The sequence below is a fragment of the Campylobacter concisus genome (assembly GCF_003048445.1).
In the GTDB taxonomy this organism is placed as follows: domain Bacteria; phylum Campylobacterota; class Campylobacteria; order Campylobacterales; family Campylobacteraceae; genus Campylobacter_A; species Campylobacter_A concisus_BF.
In genome coordinates, this window is the sequence record NZ_PIQW01000009.1 from 101,198 (window position 1) to 117,576 (window position 16,379).

Consider the following 16,379-nt stretch of genomic DNA (forward strand, 5'->3'; position numbering starts at 1 on the left):
TTAAAGGTTGCATGAGTTATAAATTTAAGATCAAATTTGAGTTTTTGGGAGGGGCAAAGCCTAAGCCTTGCCATAAATTTAGAATTTATAAGTGTAGCCTGTGTAAATTCCCACGGTTGTATCCCTTAGCTGAGCGCCACTATTTTTCTTATAAAATGTCTTATCAGCTTTTAGACCAAACTCTAGTGCGTTGTGAGCGTCAAATGAGTAGATACCGCCAGCTTTTGCGCCAACTAACAAACCTTTGAAATTTTTCTTGCTAGTTTCGTTTTCAAAGCTTTGTCTAACACTTAGATAACCAAGACCAGCATAACCGCCAAGCACGGCTTTAAAGTTTTCTGTGATGTTTGGAGTGTAGTCAGCGCCTGCCAAAAGCTTATGTTTGCTCCATTTTGCGTCTGCTTCGCCAGCATTTTTTCTAGCTTTAAAGTCGTAGTAGTAGCCACCATACGCTCTATAGCTGTCAAAATCATAACCGCCATAAAAGCCAAGTCCGTAGTGACCTTTGTTGAAGTTATTTTTTTCGCTTTTTGCGATATTTTTAGTTTTGATCTTTGAGTTGAACGAATAATCGCCCTCGCCACCGACAAATGCACCTTGCGCAAGTGCAGCTGAACTAACTAAAGCTAAAACCAAGCTTGATTTTACAAGTAAATTTTTCATACTTCTCCTTTAAAAATTTTCGTGATTTTACTATTACGCGTTTAATCTATATGAAATTTAAATTTAACAAAGCCCTATTTTTCGCTATTTTTAGCCTTTAAAATTTAAATTTATTTATATTTACTATTAAATTTTAAAATTAGAAAAAATTTTCATCAAAGGAGAGAAAATGGCACTAGATAAAGAGCTAGTAAATTTCGGTGAAGAGCATGAGCTAAATACGATCCTTTCAAAATTTGGCAAATCACAAAGCCAAAAAAATAGAGCAACACTAGGCGAGCTTGGCAAAAAATGCAAGGAAAAACTTGCTAAAAGAGTGCTAACTCAAGACGAATTTGGTGAGTTTGTAAAAGCACACCTAAAAGAGCTTGAAGACAAAAAAGCTTAAATCTCTGGGGGAGACCCCAGAAAATCTTACTTGCAATCCTCTTTTGTCAAATTTATCACAGCAAAATTTTTGCCGTTCTCGTAGTTATATATCCACGAGGCTTTGTCGATAAGAGGGTTTTTACTACTACAAAAGTCCTCTTTTAGCATTTCGGTTTGCATCTTTTTAAACTCATCTATCTGATTTTTATTAAATTTACTAAATTTAATATCCTCGCTATCATTTATAACAAACGTGGTTTTTAGGGTCTCATTTTCGCATGTAGCACCCATTATTACGCTATTTTCATCGACTCTTGTGGGAGCTGGCTCATCGATCATGCTTACAACAGCTTTAATAAATGCATTATCACAATCAACTGCAAACGTAGCCGTCAAGAGTATAAATAGAGACAATATTATTTTCTTCATTTTGTGTCCTTTTTGGAAAGTATATTAAATTTAATGGTAAAAATACTAGAGATAAATTTGCGCCCAAATTAGGGCGCAAATTTCTTAAGGAGGGAATGTTTAATATTAAAATTTATAAGTGTAGCCTACGTAAAGACCGATGTTGCTCTCTCTAACTCTGCTAACGTCATCTGCCTTATAGAAAGTGTAGTCAGTTTTTATGCCAGCTTCTAGGATGTTGTTTTGATCAAGTAGGTACTCAGCACCAAATTTAGCGCCTAAAACAAATCCTGTGTCATAGAATTTTTTATTCACATCATCTCTTGTGATAGAAAGTCTTGATACACCAGTGTAACCACCCGCAACAAGTTTGATATCTTTGGTGATACTTGGAGTGTAGTCAACGCCTGCTAATAAGCTGTGTTTTTTCCACTTAACATTAAATTTGTCGTCAGTGTCATTGTTTATTTGTTTTTTTGTTTGAAAGCTATAAAAATAAGCACCGTAAGCTCTAAAGCTGTCAAAATCATAACCAGCTTTTACACCGCTGTTAAATTGACCTTTTCTAACGCTTGCGCTCTCGCCGTCTGTTGTTTTCTCTTTCCAATTTGACGCAAAAGAGTATCCGCCCTCGTAACCAATAAATGCTCCCTCTGCCATAGCAAATGAGCAAACCGCACATGCAATCATGCTAGCTTTCAAAAATGAACTTTTCATTTTCAATCCTTTAAAAATATAATGTAAATGTAATTTTACGGATTTTTATTTAAAATATTATTAATTTATAATATTAAATAAGCATTGATAAATTTACTTTGTTTATGAAATTCGTATTTTAGGGATTTATAAAGATAAATTTATAAAATTTTGAATTATTAAAAAGTAACACCTAGTCGTAAAATTTCAAACGACTAGGTAAAATGCTATAAAATTTCTCTTATGAGAAGCTGTGGCGTAACAAGTCCGCGGAACGAATTTTTAGATACGCAAAAGATGATATCTATCATTTCGCCTACTCTAACGTGCTTTGTAAAGTTAAAAAACAGCGCCTCAAGCGTTTTGTTGTCTTTTTGCAAGATAAGTTTTAAGTGGTTTTGATCCCTGCCTATGAGCCTCTCGTTCTTCACGACAGCGTTTTCTATCTTAAAGACTGGGCGTGGATTTTTCTGTCCATACGGCTCATAAAATTCCAAAATTTCAAGTAGCTCAAAGTCTATCTCGCTTGGCATTATGTCGCCAAGTAGCTCGTCTGAGCTTTTGCACTCTTGCATATTTAGGCATGAGCAGCTTTTGTTTATCGCCTCTTTAAATTTTTCCAAATTTTCAGGCGCAAGAGTTAGCCCTGCTGCACCTTTGTGACCGCCGTAGCTTGTTAGCAGATCTTCGTGGCTTGCGATGAGTGATAAGATATCAAGCTTGCCAACGCTTCTAGCACTGCCTTTTGCGCGGCCTTTATCTATGCTAAAGACGATAGCTGGCTTTGCAAAGTGCTTTGCAAGGCGGCTAGCTACTATGCCTATCACGCCCTCGTGCCACTGCTCTCCCCAAGTGATGATGACCTCATCGTCCTCTTTTATGTCCTTTAGCGAGCACTCAAAGAGTTGGCGCTCCTCCTCTTTTCTGGAGTTGTTAAACTCGATAATCGTATCAAGGTAGTTGTAAGCCTCCTCGATGCTCTTTGCACGCAAGAAGTTAAATGAATTCATCGCATCGTCCATGCGTCCGGCTGAATTTATAAGAGGCGCTATAAGAAAGCTGATATCATCACACTCAAATTTATCCTTGCCGTAAAACTCTTTTATGACGCAAAATGCCGAGCGCTTCGAGGCATTTAGCTTGCAAATACCCATGCGAACGAGCATCCTGTTCATATCTCTTAGCTCCATCATATCAGCGATTATCGCGATGGCTAAAAGCTCTAAAAACTTGCTCATATCGTAGTTTAGCTTGCAAACATCCTTTAGCGCTCCAACCAAATACCAAGCCACTTCAGCACCGCAAATTTCGATATTTGGAAAGTTGCAGTCCTCTTGTTTTGGATTGATGATGGCGTAGGCTTCTGGCAAAATGGCTGGTGGCATGTGGTGATCTGTGATGATAAGATCGATGCCTTTTTCTTTGCAGATAGCGGCGGCGTCATTAGCTGAGATGCCGTTATCGACGGTGATTATTAGACTCACATCGCTTGCAAGCTCGTCGATGATCTCAGGGTTTAGGCCGTATCCGTCCTTAAAGCGGTTTGGGATCTTTACTAGGTAGTTTTTTACGCCAAGATCGTCAAAAAACTCGGCTAGAATCACACTTGAAACCACGCCATCAACGTCATAATCGCCAACAATAGCGATATGTTCATTTCTCTCGATCGCCTCTTTGATGCGATTAGCGCCTTTGTAGATATCCTTTAGAGCGCTTGGCGTTGGAATTTCACTAAGTTTTTTGTGTATGTCGTTACAAAATCTACGTGCTAGTAAATTCCTAATATCCTCTTTAGTTAACATAGCTTTGGCAAGGACTTTTTGACGCCCTGCCAACTTTTACTAATGCTATTTGCTCACTTAAATTTACGCCCAAACTGCCAAAAATTTGGCAACAAAAATGCTTTTTTTTCATCGTAATCTTTCGTCTTTATTTTGAATGCTTTGATTATATCTTTTTGAAATTTAATTTCTTATAATTTTCATTGAAAGTAAGATTTTTAGGGCAAAAAACTTTTGTTAAATTGATACTCTTTATAAATTAGCCATTGTAAATTTGAAGTAAAAAATGAGAGAAATTTTAAGTAAAAATAAGGGGTCATAAGACCCCAAAAATTAAAATTTATATGTGTAGCCTAGGTAAGCGCCCATGTCTGTTGCTTTGACATTATCAATATCGTCAATGTTATACCACGATCTATCAATTTTTACACCAAACTCAAGCGCATTATGCTCATCAAAGCTATACTCAGCACCAAGTCTTGTGCCAAGTAACCAGCCAGACTTAGTAACATCATAACTAGCCCTAACAACATTTGTATTAAGTCTAGATTTAAAATTCATTACCGAAATACCAGTATAAAGTCCTGCAATTAATTTAAAGTTATCTGTAATAGCTGGAGTATAGTCACCACCTATTACGAATTTATGATTTGTCCATTCTGTATCTAATGAACCAGTTACGCCGTTGATTGAACCTCTATCGCTATCTTTAGCCTTTGCATGATAGAAATAACCACCGTAAGCTCTAGCTACGCCAAAATCATAACCACCTTTTATGCCAATATTTGGTCTATTGTCTTTTATGCTATCGCCATCACTGCTTAACTTTGAGCTAAAGTCGTAGCCACCTTCTAATCCGACAAATCCGCCTTGCGCTAATGCAAATGAGCTAGCAAGTGAAAGTGTTAAAACACCTTTTAAAACACAATTTTTCATGTTAATCCCTTCAATAGTAATTATGGTGCAATTTTATGTATCATATACTTTATCTTTACTTAAATATTTTTGCAAATTTATCATTTTACGTGATTAGCCAAGCTTGCTTTTATAAAGCCTAGTATCACAGGGTTTGGTCTAGTTAAGCGGCTAGTAAATTCAGGGTGACACTGCACGCCTACAAACCACGGATGGCCTTTTAGCTCGATCGCCTCTACTAGTCCGTCGCTTTCGCCACTTACTATTAGACCAGCCTTTTCAAAGATATCTTTATATTTTGGATTTGCCTCGTAGCGGTGGCGGTGGCGCTCTTTTACGCTCTTTGCGTTGCCATAAATTTCAGCCAAAAGCGTCTTTGGCTTGATGTCGCAGTTATAAGCACCAAGTCTCATAGTGCCACCAAGTGGACTTGTGTGCGTTCTTATTTGCTTTTTGCCGTGAGCATCGATGAAGCTATCTATTAGATAGATGATAGGATTTTTGCACTCTTTGTTAAATTCCATAGAATTTGCATCTTCTAAACCCAAAACATCCCTTGCAAACTCGATTAGTGCCAGCTGCATACCAAGGCAAATTCCAAGATAAGGTATCTTATTTTCACGAGCAAATTTTATAGCCTGCATCTTGCCTAAAACGCCCCTTTCTCCAAAGCCGCCAGCTACTAAGATGCCATCCACGTCTTTTAAAAGCTCATTTACATTGCTCTCTTCTATCTTTTCGCTATCTATCCAGCGTAAATTTACCCTAGCGTCCAAATTTGCTCCAGCATGGATGATGCCCTCTGTTAGGCTCTTGTAGCTCTCTTTTAGATCGATATATTTGCCTACAAAGGCTATTGTAGTTTCGTTTGTTGGAGCGATGATCCTTTTTACTAGGCTATCCCAGTTTGCCATGTCTGGTTTTAGCTCACCAAAGCCTAAATTTTCAGCGATCGGCGTTAATATATCTTGCTTTAAAAATGAAAGTGGAATTTGATAGATACTTGCGCTATCTAAGCTTTCTATGACGCAGTTTTTCTCCACACCACAGCTTGCTGCGATCTTATCTTTTAGCTCGCGGTTTAGTGGCATTTCAGATCTGCAGATGATGATATCTGGGCTTATGCCGATGCGTCTTAGCTCGCCTACGCTATGCTGGGTTGGCTTTGTCTTTAGCTCGCCAGCTACTTTGATAAATGGCACGAGCGTTAGGTGGATATTTAGCGCTCTTTTTTTGCCAACTTCTACTCTTAGCGCTCTTATCGCCTCTAAAAATGGTAGTCCCTCGATGTCGCCAACGGTTCCGCCGATCTCAACGATGAGCACATCTTTGCCCTCGCCTGCTTTTTTGATACGATCAACGATCTCGCCAACGATGTGAGGGATCACTTGTATAGTCTTTCCAAGGTAGTCGCCACGGCGCTCTTTTTCGATAACTGAGCTATAAACTCTACCTGTTGTGAAGTTATTATCCTGACTTAGGCTCTCATCTAAAAATCTCTCGTAGTGACCAAGGTCAAGATCAGTCTCAGCGCCATCATCTGTGACAAAGACTTCGCCATGCTCTAGTGGGCTCATCGTGCCTGGATCTACGTTGATATATGGGTCAGCTTTTAAGACGCTCACCTTTAAGCCAGAATTTTTAAGTAATGTCGCGATAGACGCAGCTGCGATGCCTTTTCCAAGTGAGCTTAAAACGCCACCTGTGATAAAAATATACTTCGTCTCTTTTGCCATCAAAATTTCCTTAACTTTAGTTATTTTTTAATCTGCCGATTATACCCCTTAAATATTTAGTAAGGCATTAATCTTGCAATTTTTAAAAATTATTCTTTAAGTTTTTTTGTTATAGACTTCGACATTATGATTAAAAACTGCTTAAAAAACATCGCCTCTTTATATGTAGACGGCTTTAAAAACATGAAAATAGGCAAGAAACTATGGCTTCTCATAGCGATAAAGCTTATCATTATGTTTGGGATATTAAAGGTCTTCATCTTTGATGAAACTCTTAATACCAAATTTCAAACCGACGAAGAAAAAAGCGAATTTGTAATTCGTAATTTAATAAAGGAATAAAATGTCTGAGATGGATTTTGTTGATTGGTCTAGGGCTCAGTTTGCGCTGACTGCCATTTACCACTTTTTGTTTGTCCCACTTACGTTGGGGCTAAGTTTTATTATCGCCATTATGGAGACGATATATGTCAAAACTGGCGATAAGGCCTGGCTTGAGATAACGAAATTTTGGCTAAAGCTCTTTGGTATAAATTTCGCTATCGGTGTGGCAACTGGCATCATCATGGAGTTTGAGTTTGGTACAAACTGGGCGAATTACAGCTGGTTTGTAGGCGATATCTTCGGTGCTCCGCTTGCGATTGAAGGCTTGCTAGCATTTTTCATGGAGAGTACATTTTTTGCCATTATGTTTTTTGGCTGGGATAAAGTTAGCAAGAAATTTCACCTATTTTCAACTTGGCTTGTTGCGATCGGTTCAAATTTAAGCGCACTTTGGATCTTGATCGCAAATGGCTGGATGCAGTATCCTATCGGCATGAAATTTAACCCAGACACCGCTAGAATGGAGATGCAAAATTTCTTCGAAGTCGCGCTAAATCCACTTGGCATTAGCAAATTTTTACACACAGTAACTAGCGGCTACACTATCTCAGCTCTTTTTGTGATAGGAATTTCAGCTTGGTTTTTGATCCAAAAACGCCACATCTTGCTTGCTAAAAAAAGCATCGTCGTTGCTAGTGCATTTGGTCTTATCACTTCGGCATTTTTACTACTTAGCGGCGATGAGAGCGCATATCTTGCAGCTCAAAAGCAGCCTATGAAACTTGCAGCCATGGAGGGACTTTACAAGGGTGAGCAAAACGCTGGCTTAGTTGCAGCTGGCATTTTAAACCCAGCTAAAAAGCTTGGCGATGAGAGCGATGCCTTTTTGTTTGAGATAAAAGTACCTTACGCACTTGGCATCATGGCAAACAGAGAGCTTGACTCATTTACACCAGGCATAAACGACCTACTTTATGGCAACAGCGAGCACAATCTAATAAGCGTAGAAGAGAAGATGGCAAAAGGTAAAGTAGCTATCGAAGCTCTTAAAAACTACAAAGAGGCTAAAAAAGCAAATGACGAGAGCTTAATGAAAAGCTCACTTTCAAATTTAGAGAGCAACCTAAATTTCTTAGGATATGGCTATCTTAAGGACGCAAAAGATGCTGTGCCACCAGTTGCACTTACATTTTATAGCTTCCACATCATGGTCGCTCTTGGCACATATTTCATAGCTCTTTTTGCTATCACTCTTTATCTAAATCTCTCAAGAAAATATAAATTTGAAAACATAAGAGCATTTTTGTGGATCTGCCTCTTTACCATACCACTTGGCTACATCGCAGCTGAGGCTGGCTGGATAGTAGCAGAGGTCGGTCGTCAGCCATGGGCGATACAAGATCTCATGACCGTTGGCGTAGGAGCTACAAATTTATCAGACTCAAACGTGAAAATTTCATTTATATTATTTGCTGTTTTATTTACGGTCTTGCTGATTGCCGAGATCAAAATCATGCTTAAGCAAATAAAGATAGGATTTAATGACCATGCATAGTTTAAGCTTAGAAAATTTACAAATTTATTGGTGGTTTATAGTTAGCCTTCTTGGCGGACTTTTGGTCTTTATGATGTTTGTTCAAGGCGGTCAGTCGCTCATCTTTAGCCTTGGTAAGGACGAGCTTAAAAAAGATATGCTCATAAATTCTATCGGTAGAAAATGGGAGCTTACATTTACGACGCTTGTTATGTTTGGTGGCGCGTGCTTTGCGGCGTTCCCGCTATTTTACGCTACTAGCTTTGGTGGCGCTTACTGGGTTTGGCTAGCTATCTTATTTTGCTTTATCATCCAAGCTGTAAGCTACGAGTACCGCAAAAAGCCTGATAACTTCTTGGGTGCTAGAACTTATGAAATTTTCCTTTTCATAAATGGCTCACTTGGTGTTATCCTTATTGGCATGGCGGTTAGTACATTCTTTAGCGGCAGTGACTTTGTGTTAAATGAGCACAACTTTGTCGAGTGGAAAACTCCATTTCGCGGTCTTGAGGCATTGGCAAATCCTTACTTGTATTTGCTTGGCATAGCGATGTTTTTCTTATCTCGCGTAGGCGGCTGCTTGTATCTTATAAACAACATCGCTGATGGCGAATTTATACAAAACGCTAGAAAACAGCTAATTATCAACACCGTGCTATTCTTGCCATTTTTCTTAGGATTTCTTGCTTGGATACTTACAAAAGATGGCTTTGCATACGACGCAAACGGTGTAGTTAGCCTTGTTGCTTACAAATACGCTATAAATTTGATCGAGATGCCTGTCGCTGGTGTGCTACTACTTGTTGGCGTGCTTTTGGTGCTTGTTGGAATTTTCCAAGGGGCATTTACAAAAAGCATCCGCGGAATTTTTGCTTATGGCGTTGGCGTAACGCTCGCTGTGACCGCGCTATTTTTGATAACAGGACTAAATGGCACTGCATTTTATCCGTCATTTAGCGACCTTTCTAGCTCGCTAACTATCAAAAATGCAAGCTCTAGCCACTACACACTTGGCGTTATGGCCTATGTTAGCTTGCTAGTGCCAGTAGTGCTTGCTTATATCTTCATCGTCTGGAGAGCGATAGATAGCAAGAAGATCACGCAAGATGAGATCAAAAACGATCATCACGCATACTAAGGATAAAAGATGTTAGAAGCAGGAATTTTTTTGATACTTTGGCCAGTAACGCTATTTATTAGCTACAAATTTGTTCTTTTTTCTCTTAAGAAATTTGACACAAATAACTAAAATTTAGGGGCATTTGCTCCTAAATTCTTCTTTTATTTTTACCTCTTAAAACGACTTCTTTATAAATTTACTTAAGCCTCTTTTTATATAAGCGTTAGTTTTGTGTGAAATTTGGGGAGTAAGATATCATTAAATTTCACAAAGGAGCGAAAATGAGCAAGAATTTCTTAGGTTCTGTTGCCCTTGCGGCTGTTTTGGTGAGTGGTTTTGGCTTTAGTGCTCCACTAAACGCTGGAGTCTTGGCTCATCAAGTAAAGGTTCAAGGAGAGCTTGGCTCAGTCTTTATAAACCCCTACGATGTATCGCCGCTAACTGCTATCATCGATAGAGCCGGCAAGGACATCAAAGATATCCACGTCAAAGTAAAGGGCAAGCCAGATGGTGGCATAGATATCGACTACAACGTCTCAGAGCATGCCTTGCTCACGCATGATGGTGTGCCTATTTGGGGGCTTTATCCCGACTATCTAAACGAGGTCGTGCTTAGTTATACATTTAACGGAGCTAAAAAGGTAGAAACTTATAAAATTTACGCCCAGCCTATCGTCACATATAGCCGTGATTTTAGGTTCTCACACATGCAAAAAACTCGCGTCAAAAAGGTCGATCCTGCCTTTAAAAACAGGCTCTATCTCATAAACAACACAATAACAAGCGTCTATAAACCGCTTGATTGGAAAAATGGCGGAGCTGCTAGCTGGAACGACTTTACCGAAAACTACATCGTAGATACCAAGGGCGAGGTCAGATGGTATCTTGACTATCAGAAATTTTACGACCGCAGCGAGAGAAGAGTGATGGATGGAGGCATGATGATGGGATTTCATCAGCTAAAAAACGGCGATATCAGCTTTGGTATGGCTCAAAGATATCTTAGATATGACCTCATGGGAAAAGAAATTTACAACCGCCCACTACCTAGAGGCTACATCGATCTCAGCCACGAGGTGATGCCACTAAAAGATGATCACGCACTTCTTAGAGTAGCAAAATACAACTACCACCACAAAAACGGCAAAATTTCTCACACCATAAGAGACCACATCATCGAGGTCGATAACACTGGCAAAGTGGTAGAAGAGTGGAATCTAAATGAAATTTTTGGCAACAATGTTTATCGTAGCAACCTCATAAAGGCGCTTGATGCTAGGGCTGTTTGCCTAAACATAGACATGGACGCAAAAGAGATCAAGATAAGTGATGATCAGCCATTTGGCGATGTCACCTCCACTGGCACAGGCAGAAACTGGGCGCATGTAAATTCTATCTCGTATGATGAGAGCGATGATAGCATCATCCTTTCGCTTCGTCACCAAGGCATCGTAAAGATAGGACGCGACAAGAAAGTAAAATGGATACTAGCCTCGCCTGATGGCTGGAGCGAGGACTTTAAAGCAAAAGTGCTAACTCCAGTCGATAGTAAAGGCAACAAGATAAAATGTGAAAACTCAAAATGCGAGGGCGAATTTGACTGGTCATGGACGCAGCACACCGCATGGCTAACGCCAAGATACGAAAACAAGGGCGACATAAAACACCTAAGCGTCTTTGACAATGGCGATGCTAGAGGCATGGAGCAGCCAGCCTTTAAAGAGGAGAAATACTCCCGCGCGGTTGAATACAAGATAGATGAGAAAAAGGGCACGGTTGAGCAGACTTGGCAGTTTGGTAAGGAGCGTGGATTTGACTTTTATAGTGCAGTCACTAGCAACGTCGAGTGGCAAAAGGATAAAAGCACCTACTTTATCTCAAGCTCAAATGTAAATTTACTCCGCCCTGATAAGACTATCAAAATGGTCTTAGTCGAGATCGACCCAAAGACAAATGATATAAAATTTGAGATGGATGTGGATTCTGCATCAAGAGATGATGTCGCTTATAGAGCGATGGTTATCGATCCAGAAGTGTTTAGTTATTAAATTTTGGTGTGAGACCCCCTCTCACACCGAAGTATATTAGTTATTATGTTGAAATTTATAAATTTCTTCTTTGACGCTAGTTAGGTCAAAATTTATCGCTCGCTCTAGCTCTAGCAAGCTTACATCTTCGTCTATCTCAAGAGCCATCGCTATCTCGTTTAGCTCTTTTGCCTCGTCGTTTGCGAGGATCGCACTCTTAAAACTAGCCTCATCTATCTGGCCAAATTTTGAAAAGATCGATTTAAATTTATCTTTTAAAATTTCTCTACTTAGCTTTTTATCTTCTAAAGCCTTCTTCGTGCCGCCATTTCTGTTACAGGTTCTAAATATAAAATCTATTGTTTCATTTACTTCATCGAGTAAATTTTTTGTCTTCTCGCTTTGCATACAAACTCCCTTCACCGCAAACAAATTCAAAGCAAGGCAGACCTCCTGCCCTGCTTATATTTTTAGACTAGATAACGTGGATCTCGTCTTTGATCTGAATAGTTACGGTGTTGTTTGTATATGTTGTGTAACCATCTTCTGAAGCACCTTGATGCCATCCGCTGCCTTTAACATCCTCTTTTAGATCGACTACATCGCCTTTATCACCTGTGATTTTTAGCGTATGTTTATCATCAGTCATATCTAGGACATCTTTTATGCCAACTTTTAGAGTAGTGTTTTTAGCACCAGATATGTCAAGCTCTTCAAAGTTGCTAGCAAATTTTGAGATATCGCTTAGGTTTACAGACTTGTCAGGATTTTCTAATACTAACTTATCATAACCAGCTCCACCATCTACTTTGCTATTATCTAGGTCTACCTTGCCAATAGATAGAGTATCGTCTCCTGCGCCTAGATCGACTTTAGAGCTATGGATATAACCACCTACTTTTATCACATCATTACCCTTGCCTGTTTCAATAGATGAGCTATCGATATTTGTACCGACAGTTAGTTTATTGTCGCCATCACCTAGTTTAATAGTTGAATAATTTGTTATCCAGCTATCACCAGCATGTTGCCACTTACCTACAACCACTTCATCATTGCCACTTCCTGCAAGAACAGTTGCTTTATCGATATTTGTACCAACAGTTAGAGTATTGTTGCCATCGCCTAGATTTACAACAGCGTTATCGTTTATCCAGCCTTTAACAACGGCTGTATCATCGCCTTTTCCTAACTCAATAGTTGAACCATCAATATTTGCGCCAACATTTAGCTTATTGTTACCATCTCCTAGATCAATCTTAGATTCATTAGTTATATAGCCAAAACCATTGCCTTTTAGTCCAGTAGTCACTATATCATCACCACTACCAGTTTTGATCTCAGAGTGATCTATATTTGTACGAACTCTGATCTCATTATCTCCTTCGCCTAGATCGATCTTAGAATTTGCTGTTATATAGCCATCTGGTTTGCCTTTCTCGCCAACAACTACTAAGTCATTACCATTTCCAGCTACAACAGTAGCAGCATGTATGTTTGTACCAACATCTAGCTCGTTGTCATAGTAGCGTACTCCACTCACTTCTATGTGGCTAGCTGCCTTACTATCACTAGCTTTATTACCAGCTGCATCGACTATCTCTACACTTAATTTCTCGCCAGGTTTGATAGCTTTGTCTATAAACATATCAAATTTGCCATCAGCATCAGTTTTGCCTTCGCCTATTTGAATGTTATTTTTATCCTTGATGATAAATTTAGCATTGCGCTCATCTGATTCACCAACAAGATGTGTTTTAACTATATTAGCTCCACCTTCACCTAGGTCGATTTTAGTACCTCTTGATGATAAACCACCTAAATAGTCTCCAATAACTATCTTGTCGTTTCCTCTACCAGCATTAATAACCACACCATCCGTAACTACACCACCGATTGCTAAAGTATCATTACCATCACATAGATTGATATTAGCACGATTATTTACCGAACCTTTTACTTTTACGTAGTCATCGCCAGTTGTAGTCGGAATATGATTACCTCTGCTAATTGTATTCATGATAATAGTTGGCTTACTAATATGAGCACCAGGAGTGCCACCTTCAGCTATTGGAGTAACTTCTGTCAACTCTATCCTTATAGTAGTATCAACATCTATAGTTGCTACATTTGAAACACTTTGAGCACCAGAAGTCCTACTTGTAGCTATCGCAGTTAGTTTATGCTCGCCGTCAGCAAATGGAGTTTTTGGTGTAAATTCCCAAGAACCATCGCCGTTATATTTGATCACTCCATCGATAACACTATTGCCATCTTTGATTGTAATAGTTGTACCAGGTTTTGCTGCGCCTTTGATAGTCGGTGTACTATCGTTTGTTAGTCCATTATTTACACCAAGGATATTTCCTACTTTACCGTTATAGCCAGCCACATCGTCACAAACAGCTGTGATCTTAACAACGCCTGCATTTGTCTCTACATCAGAAGATGATTGGTCAGATCTGCTTCTGTTTCCAGCTAGGTCAGTTGCTTGTACGACCATATTATGCTTACCATCAGCCATTGGCTCTTTTGGCTGTATTGTCCACTTACCATCTTCGCCGGCTTCAGTTGTGCCTATTACTTTGCCATTATCGATAAGCTCAACAAATGCACCTTTTTCAGCCTTACCTTCAAATACCGGTCTATTGTCGTTTGTTAAACCACCTTTAACATCACCATGATATACGCCACCTTCTACGTTATCAGTGACCTTTTCTATAGTTGGCTTAGGTGTTACAGTATCGACATCTATATTAGCTGCATTGCTAGGTTCGCTGTTCACCCCTAGGGCATTTTCGGCTACTGCAGTAATGCTATGTTTACCATCAGGTAGTGCTGCACTTATCTCTGGTGTAAACTCCCAGTTGCCATTAGCATTAGCTTTCGCATCCCCGATCCACTTGCCATTGTCGTAAATATTAACTTTTATACCAGCCTCAGCTGTACCTTTGATAGTTGGCATATTGTCATTTGTTAGACCACCTTTTACGTCAAGTACGTTACCTACTTTAGTATCTTTTTCGTAGCCCTTAACATCATCAATAACCTCTTTGATAACTGGGGATGTAGGAGCAGACTTGTCAAATTTAACTGTATCCCAATGCTCTGTACTGACATTACCAGCTTGATCTACTATCCTATAAGATGGAGTTTCGAAGCCAGTTTTGCCTTTTACAAAATCCGCACTAAAATCATCTCTTGCAACTTCACCTTTAGCTATGTCAGCAGCGCTTAGGGTTAATATAGTCACCCACTCTCTATGGCTATTAGACACTTCGATTCTATCGCCTACTTTTGCATCTTCTGGTAGTTTGATAACCCATTTTAGTTTGCCATCAGTTAAAGCAGATGCTTCAGTGGCTGTCAAGATGTTGTTGTCGTCTGCATCAGCTGTGATCATTACTTTTGGAGCTCCTGAGGTAGTATCAACAGTTACACCAACAGTATCAGAATCTGGGCTATTTGTGCCTGCTTTATCGGTTGCTTTAACAACAAATAAATGACGACCATCTTCTAGTTTTGGAAGTACAAATTCCCAAGTACCATCTCCTTTGGTAGTTGTAGTCCAATCATAAATAACTTCACCATTAACAAGAGAAGCTTTAGTTAAACCATCTATCCAAACTTTAACAGTTGAACCAGGCTCAGCTGTACCTTTTAGTGTTGGAGTGCTATCATTTGTTAGGCCATTTTTAACATCGCCATTTACTACGCCACCAGCCGTATTATCTACAATCTCAGTAATAACAGGTTTAGGGCAGTTGGTGTCAATGTTAATCGTTGCAACATTTGATGGATCGCTAACATTGCCGGCTTTATCTGTTGCTATAGCTGTTACATTATACTCACCATCAGCAAGTGCAGTTTTTGGTGTAAATTCCCAGTTGCCATTAGCGTCAGCTTTTATAATGATGTCTTTGCTAATAATATCGTTACCATTTTTAAGAACGATTGTTGCACCAGGCTCAGCTGTACCTTTAAATGTAGGCGTACTGTCGTTTGTTAAGCCATCGTCAATGCCAAGAACGTTGTTGCCATCTTGTATTCCGCCATATTGATTATCTGTTACTTGATCGATAGTCGGAGTCATAGAGGTTAGGTCCACATCTATACTGCTAGTTACTGCTTCACTTGCATTGCCTGCTTGATCAACGATCTTAGCTGTTACACTTGAAGTTTTACCATCAACTACTGGTACTTTAACCTCTATATAGCCAGCTTTTACGTCATCTGCAGTTACAGTGTGGTTTTGCTCTTTGCCATTGTTAATAGTGTATTTGATCACATCGCCTTTAACAACATCTGGGAAGAAAGAAATATGCGCTTTTGTACTAGCGTTATCACTATCACTGCTGTTTTCTGCTTTATTTAGCTTGCCATCTTTTGGAGCTGTGTCTTCAACAAATGTGATTGTTGGATCGCAAGGAGCTGCATTATCACCTTCGTGTTTTACATTGCCAGCTTCAGCTTCACCTTTACCAGTGTTGCCAGCTTCATCAGTGATCTCTACTGTAACTTTATCGCCTTTGTTGATTGGCTTAGTAGTTTCGATTGTAAAGCTTTTATCAGCTTTTACGTTATCTCTACCTATTTCATTACCAGCTTGATCTTTGATAACTACTATAGCACCTGGAGTGTCAGATCTACCCTCTACTCTACCTTTTTCTGATGTACTATCAGCTGGATCGCTCATATCTATTGGAGTTACTTTGACATTCTCTACACTTGGAGCTATTGTATCAAGCTCTATTGTAGCCTCATTACTTGAACCACTCTCACCAAATTCGTTCTTAGCTATAGCTG

General features: G+C 39.4%; 13 protein-coding genes. 5 read left to right on the forward strand and 8 right to left on the reverse strand.

Annotated elements, in window-relative coordinates:
• Nucleotides 1-78: 78 nt before the first annotated feature.
• Nucleotides 79-663, reverse strand: coding sequence for an outer membrane protein (locus tag CVT14_RS07020; protein ID WP_021089211.1), 585 nt, complete (start codon nucleotides 661-663; stop codon nucleotides 79-81).
• Nucleotides 664-832: 169 nt separating this feature from the next.
• Between CVT14_RS07020 and CVT14_RS07025 the strand changes: the two genes are divergently transcribed.
• A complete protein-coding gene (locus CVT14_RS07025; protein WP_021089255.1) occupies nucleotides 833-1,051 on the forward strand; it encodes a hypothetical protein in 219 nt (72 codons plus the stop codon).
• A 26-nt stretch (nucleotides 1,052-1,077) separates the two neighbouring features.
• Here the strand turns inward: CVT14_RS07025 and CVT14_RS07030 are convergent, their stop codons facing one another.
• The 5 genes from CVT14_RS07030 to CVT14_RS07050 form a co-directional block, all read right to left on the reverse strand.
• Nucleotides 1,078-1,461 (reverse strand): hypothetical protein, encoded by a 384-nt coding sequence (locus CVT14_RS07030; RefSeq protein ID WP_035169952.1) that lies wholly within the window; start codon nucleotides 1,459-1,461, stop codon nucleotides 1,078-1,080.
• A 105-nt stretch (nucleotides 1,462-1,566) separates the two neighbouring features.
• Nucleotides 1,567-2,157, reverse strand: coding sequence for an outer membrane beta-barrel protein (locus CVT14_RS07035; RefSeq protein ID WP_021089280.1), 591 nt, complete (start codon nucleotides 2,155-2,157; stop codon nucleotides 1,567-1,569).
• A gap of 206 nt (nucleotides 2,158-2,363) precedes the next feature.
• Nucleotides 2,364-3,938 carry a single-stranded-DNA-specific exonuclease RecJ gene (gene recJ / locus CVT14_RS07040; protein ID WP_021089234.1) on the reverse strand — a complete coding sequence of 525 codons (1,575 nt, stop codon included), beginning with the start codon at nucleotides 3,936-3,938 and terminating at the stop codon, nucleotides 2,364-2,366.
• Nucleotides 3,939-4,250: 312 nt separating this feature from the next.
• Nucleotides 4,251-4,853: an outer membrane beta-barrel protein gene (locus CVT14_RS07045; protein ID WP_107849992.1), complete on the reverse strand. Its 603-nt coding sequence runs from the start codon at nucleotides 4,851-4,853 to the stop codon at nucleotides 4,251-4,253.
• Between the two features lie 80 nt (nucleotides 4,854-4,933).
• Entirely contained in the window at nucleotides 4,934-6,568 is a 1,635-nt protein-coding gene (locus CVT14_RS07050; RefSeq protein ID WP_107849993.1) for a CTP synthase, read from the reverse strand.
• Between the two features lie 126 nt (nucleotides 6,569-6,694).
• On the opposite strand from CVT14_RS07050, the gene CVT14_RS07055 reads away from it, so the two are divergent.
• The 4 genes from CVT14_RS07055 to CVT14_RS07070 all read left to right on the forward strand — a co-directional run bounded on the left by CVT14_RS07055 (nucleotide 6,695) and on the right by CVT14_RS07070 (nucleotide 11,594).
• A complete protein-coding gene (locus CVT14_RS07055; RefSeq protein WP_048809899.1) occupies nucleotides 6,695-6,910 on the forward strand; it encodes a DUF4492 domain-containing protein in 216 nt (71 codons plus the stop codon).
• A 1-nt stretch (nucleotide 6,911) separates the two neighbouring features.
• Nucleotides 6,912-8,447 (forward strand): cytochrome ubiquinol oxidase subunit I, encoded by a 1,536-nt coding sequence (locus tag CVT14_RS07060; protein WP_107849994.1) that lies wholly within the window; start codon nucleotides 6,912-6,914, stop codon nucleotides 8,445-8,447.
• On the forward strand, nucleotides 8,440-9,564 hold the full coding sequence (locus tag CVT14_RS07065) for a cytochrome d ubiquinol oxidase subunit II (protein WP_021089277.1): 1,125 nt from the start codon (nucleotides 8,440-8,442) through the stop codon (nucleotides 9,562-9,564). The genes CVT14_RS07060 and CVT14_RS07065 overlap by 8 nt, the downstream gene beginning before the upstream one ends.
• 263 nt (nucleotides 9,565-9,827) lie before the next feature.
• Nucleotides 9,828-11,594, forward strand: coding sequence for an aryl-sulfate sulfotransferase (locus CVT14_RS07070; protein ID WP_021089235.1), 1,767 nt, complete (start codon nucleotides 9,828-9,830; stop codon nucleotides 11,592-11,594).
• A gap of 36 nt (nucleotides 11,595-11,630) precedes the next feature.
• Here the strand turns inward: CVT14_RS07070 and CVT14_RS07075 are convergent, their stop codons facing one another.
• Nucleotides 11,631-11,981, reverse strand: coding sequence for a hypothetical protein (locus tag CVT14_RS07075; protein WP_021089210.1), 351 nt, complete (start codon nucleotides 11,979-11,981; stop codon nucleotides 11,631-11,633).
• A 67-nt stretch (nucleotides 11,982-12,048) separates the two neighbouring features.
• Nucleotides 12,049-16,379 (reverse strand): Ig-like domain-containing protein (locus CVT14_RS07080; protein WP_199907327.1); only part of this gene is annotated, 4,331 nt, incomplete at its 5' end.

What these genes read in the sequence shown, in the direction of transcription:
- CVT14_RS07020 (WP_021089211.1), bottom strand. Translation starts at nt 663, where the DNA reads ATGAAAAATTTACTTGTAAAATCAAGCTTGGTTTTAGCTTTAGTTAGT.
- CVT14_RS07025 (WP_021089255.1), top strand. Translation starts at nt 833, where the DNA reads ATGGCACTAGATAAAGAGCTAGTAAATTTCGGTGAAGAGCATGAGCTA.
- CVT14_RS07030 (WP_035169952.1), bottom strand. Translation starts at nt 1,461, where the DNA reads ATGAAGAAAATAATATTGTCTCTATTTATACTCTTGACGGCTACGTTT.
- CVT14_RS07035 (WP_021089280.1), bottom strand. Translation starts at nt 2,157, where the DNA reads ATGAAAAGTTCATTTTTGAAAGCTAGCATGATTGCATGTGCGGTTTGC.
- recJ (WP_021089234.1), bottom strand. Translation starts at nt 3,938, where the DNA reads ATGTTAACTAAAGAGGATATTAGGAATTTACTAGCACGTAGATTTTGT.
- CVT14_RS07045 (WP_107849992.1), bottom strand. Translation starts at nt 4,853, where the DNA reads ATGAAAAATTGTGTTTTAAAAGGTGTTTTAACACTTTCACTTGCTAGC.
- CVT14_RS07050 (WP_107849993.1), bottom strand. Translation starts at nt 6,568, where the DNA reads ATGGCAAAAGAGACGAAGTATATTTTTATCACAGGTGGCGTTTTAAGC.
- CVT14_RS07055 (WP_048809899.1), top strand. Translation starts at nt 6,695, where the DNA reads ATGATTAAAAACTGCTTAAAAAACATCGCCTCTTTATATGTAGACGGC.
- CVT14_RS07060 (WP_107849994.1), top strand. Translation starts at nt 6,912, where the DNA reads ATGTCTGAGATGGATTTTGTTGATTGGTCTAGGGCTCAGTTTGCGCTG.
- CVT14_RS07065 (WP_021089277.1), top strand. Translation starts at nt 8,440, where the DNA reads ATGCATAGTTTAAGCTTAGAAAATTTACAAATTTATTGGTGGTTTATA.
- CVT14_RS07070 (WP_021089235.1), top strand. Translation starts at nt 9,828, where the DNA reads ATGAGCAAGAATTTCTTAGGTTCTGTTGCCCTTGCGGCTGTTTTGGTG.
- CVT14_RS07075 (WP_021089210.1), bottom strand. Translation starts at nt 11,981, where the DNA reads ATGCAAAGCGAGAAGACAAAAAATTTACTCGATGAAGTAAATGAAACA.